Consider the following 237-nt stretch of genomic DNA (forward strand, 5'->3'; position numbering starts at 1 on the left):
CATCTTCGGTGACCGCACCGCTGTCAGCGCCGGTGATCACCGCGGCATCGTTGACGCCGGTAATGGTGATGGTGACGGTGTGCTCGGTGCCATCCACAGACTGCACGGTGAAGGTCTCGACCTTGGTTTCGCCCTCGCCCAGGTACTGCACCTTGCTGTTGTCGACGTTGTAGGTCCAGGCGCCGCCTTCGGTGATGGTCAGGCTACCCAGTGCGCCAGCGCTCGGGGTGCCGTTGC

The 237-nt window shown here is 64.1% G+C and carries 1 protein-coding gene; it reads right to left on the reverse strand.

The genetic code is table 11. The annotated features are described in order from the left end of the window. On the reverse strand, nucleotides 1-237 hold a 237-nt coding region (locus tag KW824_RS20830; protein ID WP_218410909.1), incomplete at both ends, for a VCBS domain-containing protein.

The organism is Aeromonas sp. sif0611 (assembly GCF_019218845.1).
In the GTDB taxonomy this organism is placed as follows: domain Bacteria; phylum Pseudomonadota; class Gammaproteobacteria; order Enterobacterales; family Aeromonadaceae; genus Aeromonas; species Aeromonas media.